3 protein-coding genes are annotated in these 2,471 nt (G+C 66.9%); all 3 read left to right on the forward strand.

The window, feature by feature from the left end; genetic code table 11:
- On the forward strand, window positions 1–1,027 hold a 1,027-nt coding region (locus tag B3H86_RS07150; protein WP_292052375.1), incomplete at its 5' end, for a helicase C-terminal domain-containing protein.
- Window positions 1,027–1,500, forward strand: coding sequence for a Cys-tRNA(Pro) deacylase (gene ybaK, locus B3H86_RS07155; RefSeq protein ID WP_292052378.1), 474 nt, complete (start codon window positions 1,027–1,029; stop codon window positions 1,498–1,500). The genes B3H86_RS07150 and ybaK, both read left to right, overlap by 1 nt.
- Before the next feature lie 53 nt (window positions 1,501–1,553).
- Window positions 1,554–2,471, forward strand: a 918-nt coding sequence (locus tag B3H86_RS07160; RefSeq protein WP_292052380.1) for a DUF2125 domain-containing protein, incomplete at its 3' end; no start/stop codon positions are given.

The following is a 2,471-nucleotide window of genomic DNA, read 5'->3' on the forward strand; positions in this document are numbered from 1 at the left end:
CCTTGACGAGGAAGCTGCCGAGCTGGACCCGTCGGCCCGCGCCCGCATCGAGGGCGCGCTGCGCGGCATGGACCGCCGCGCCCGCATGACGCTTCCCGGATGGCGCTCCATGCTGGCGGCGCTGGACGAGGCAGGGGCCGAGCCTGACCCCGACTATGTGGACTGGCTGTCGGCGGAGGCCGCCTTTGGCCGTATCCATGACGTGGCCCTGCGCCGCCACTGGATCGACCCGACCGTGCCGCTGGAAGCCGCCGTCATCATGCCGTCCCACGGCGTACTGGTCACCAGCGCCACCCTGTCCGACCCCTCGGCGAAGGACCCGTTCGACATGGCCCGCGTGCGCTCCGGTGCCGCCCGCCTGATCGAGCCCGCCCGCACCCTAAAGGTCGAGAGCCCGTTCGACTATGCCAACCACAGCCGCATCATCGTAGTGAACGACCTGACCAAGGACGACCCGCGTCAGACGGCGGCGGCCATGCGCGAGTTGTTCCTGGCCGCAGGCGGTGGGGGGGTCGGCCTGTTCACCGCCATCCGCCGTTTGAAGGCCGTCTATGAGCGGTTGGGACCGGACCTCGCCCGTGCGGGCATTCCCCTCTACGCCCAGCATATCGACCCGCTGGAAGTCGGTGCCTTGGTCGATGTGTTCCGTGCCGAGAACGACAGCTGCCTTCTGGGCACCGATGCGGTGCGCGACGGGGTGGATGTTCCGGGCCGCTCGCTCCGCATTCTCGCCTTTGACCGCGTGCCGTGGCCGCGCCCCGACCTGCTGCACAAGGCACGGCGCGAGCGGTTCGGTTCGGGCCACGGCGGGCGCACCTATGACGATGCTCTGGCGCGAGGGCGCATCGCACAGGCGTTCGGTCGCCTGATCCGCCGCGCCGACGACAAGGGCGTGTTCGTCATGCTGGATGCGGCCTGCCCCACCCGTCTGTTCTCGGGCCTGCCCGAAGGCACGGAGGTCATGCGGATGGGTCTGGCCGACGCGGTCGAGCTGACTAAGGAATTCCTCAAGACGGACGAAGCCTGATGGCCAAGACCACACCCGCCACCGTTGCCCTGGCCAAGGCAGGCATCGGTTTCGAGCTTCACCCCTATGACTACGATCCAGACGCGCCGCGCGTCGGCCTGCAAGCCGCCGAGGCCCTCGGCAAGGCCCCCGAGCAGGTGTTCAAAAGCCTGATGGTTCTGGTCGATGACAAGCCCGCCTGCGTCGTCCTGCCGTCCGATTGCGAGGTCAGCATGAAGAAGCTGGCCACCGCGCTTCATGGCAAACACGCCCAGATGATGAAGCCCGCCGATGCCGAGCGCCTGACCGGATACAAGATCGGCGGCGTCAGCCCCTTCGGTCAGCGCAAACAGGTGCCCACCGTCATCGACGAGACGGCGCAACTGTTCGAAACCGTCCTCATCAATGCCGGACAGCGCGGCCTTTTGCTGGAAATAACTCCCGAAGCGGCGCTGCGCGCTTCGGCGGCGAAGTGGGCGGACGTCACCGCCTAATTCATTCTCACGGGACAAGACGGCGAAGAAGTCGTGTTCTATAAGCCCTGACCATGACCTCCGCCGCTCCCTCCCCCGTGCGTCACAGCCGCCGCGCCCTGTTCATCCCGTTCATTCTTGTCGGCATCCTTCTGGCCGTCTGGACCGGATACTGGTTCTGGCTGGCGAACGAGGCCAAGACCCGTCTGGTGGCCCGACTGGACCAGCTCGAAGCCTCGGGATGGAGTGTCGAGTACAGTAAAATCGGGGCCTCCGGCTGGCCGCTGCATACGCGCGTGACCCTGTATGACACCCGCGTGGTGGCCCCATCGGGGCACGGACTGAAAACCTCGACCCTCGCCGCCGAGGCCAACAGCTACAACCCCCTCCATTGGGTCGTGATCGCGCCAGAGGGTCTGACCCTTATCCGCGCCGAAAAGGGCGAGACACTGGTCATGGCCGACAATATCCGGCTCAGCCTGACGGGACTTCGCCAGCGCTGGCCCAATGTCGCGTTTGAAGTGGTCAAACCCCGCTTCACCCCAGCTGAGGGGGCCGAGCCCTTCCCGCTCGCCGATGCCGAACTGATCCAGCTCTATATGCGACCGCACCTGACCGCAGAGACGACGCCCGGTGACGATGTGGACGTCATGTTCCGCCTGATCCGCGCCCACGGCCGCGAGGGCGGTCCGGTTCAGGGCTTTGCCCAGAACGGCGAGCTGACATTGCAGATCGAGGCGGTGGTGGAAAAAGCCTCTGCGCTTCGCCAGCCCGCGACCGCTCAGGGGCTGCTGTCGGCATGGACCGCCTCGGGTGGCCGCTTCACCTCGGTCAAGGGCGAGATGCGGGCGGGCGAGAGCCAGGCCCTTCTGACCAGCCCTGCCCTTTTCGCCGACGACAAGGGCCAGCTTGAAGGGGAAATGACCTTCAAGGCCCGCAAGCCGCTGGCCGCGCTGGTCGGTCTGGCAGGATCGCATCAGGGCCAGCCCGCC

The organism is Brevundimonas sp. UBA5866, from assembly GCF_002432125.1.
Taxonomy (GTDB): Bacteria; Pseudomonadota; Alphaproteobacteria; order Caulobacterales; family Caulobacteraceae; genus Brevundimonas.

Excerpts from the sequence above, each read along its gene's own strand:
- ybaK (WP_292052378.1), top strand. The coding sequence starts at position 1,027 with ATGGCCAAGACCACACCCGCCACCGTTGCCCTGGCCAAGGCAGGCATC.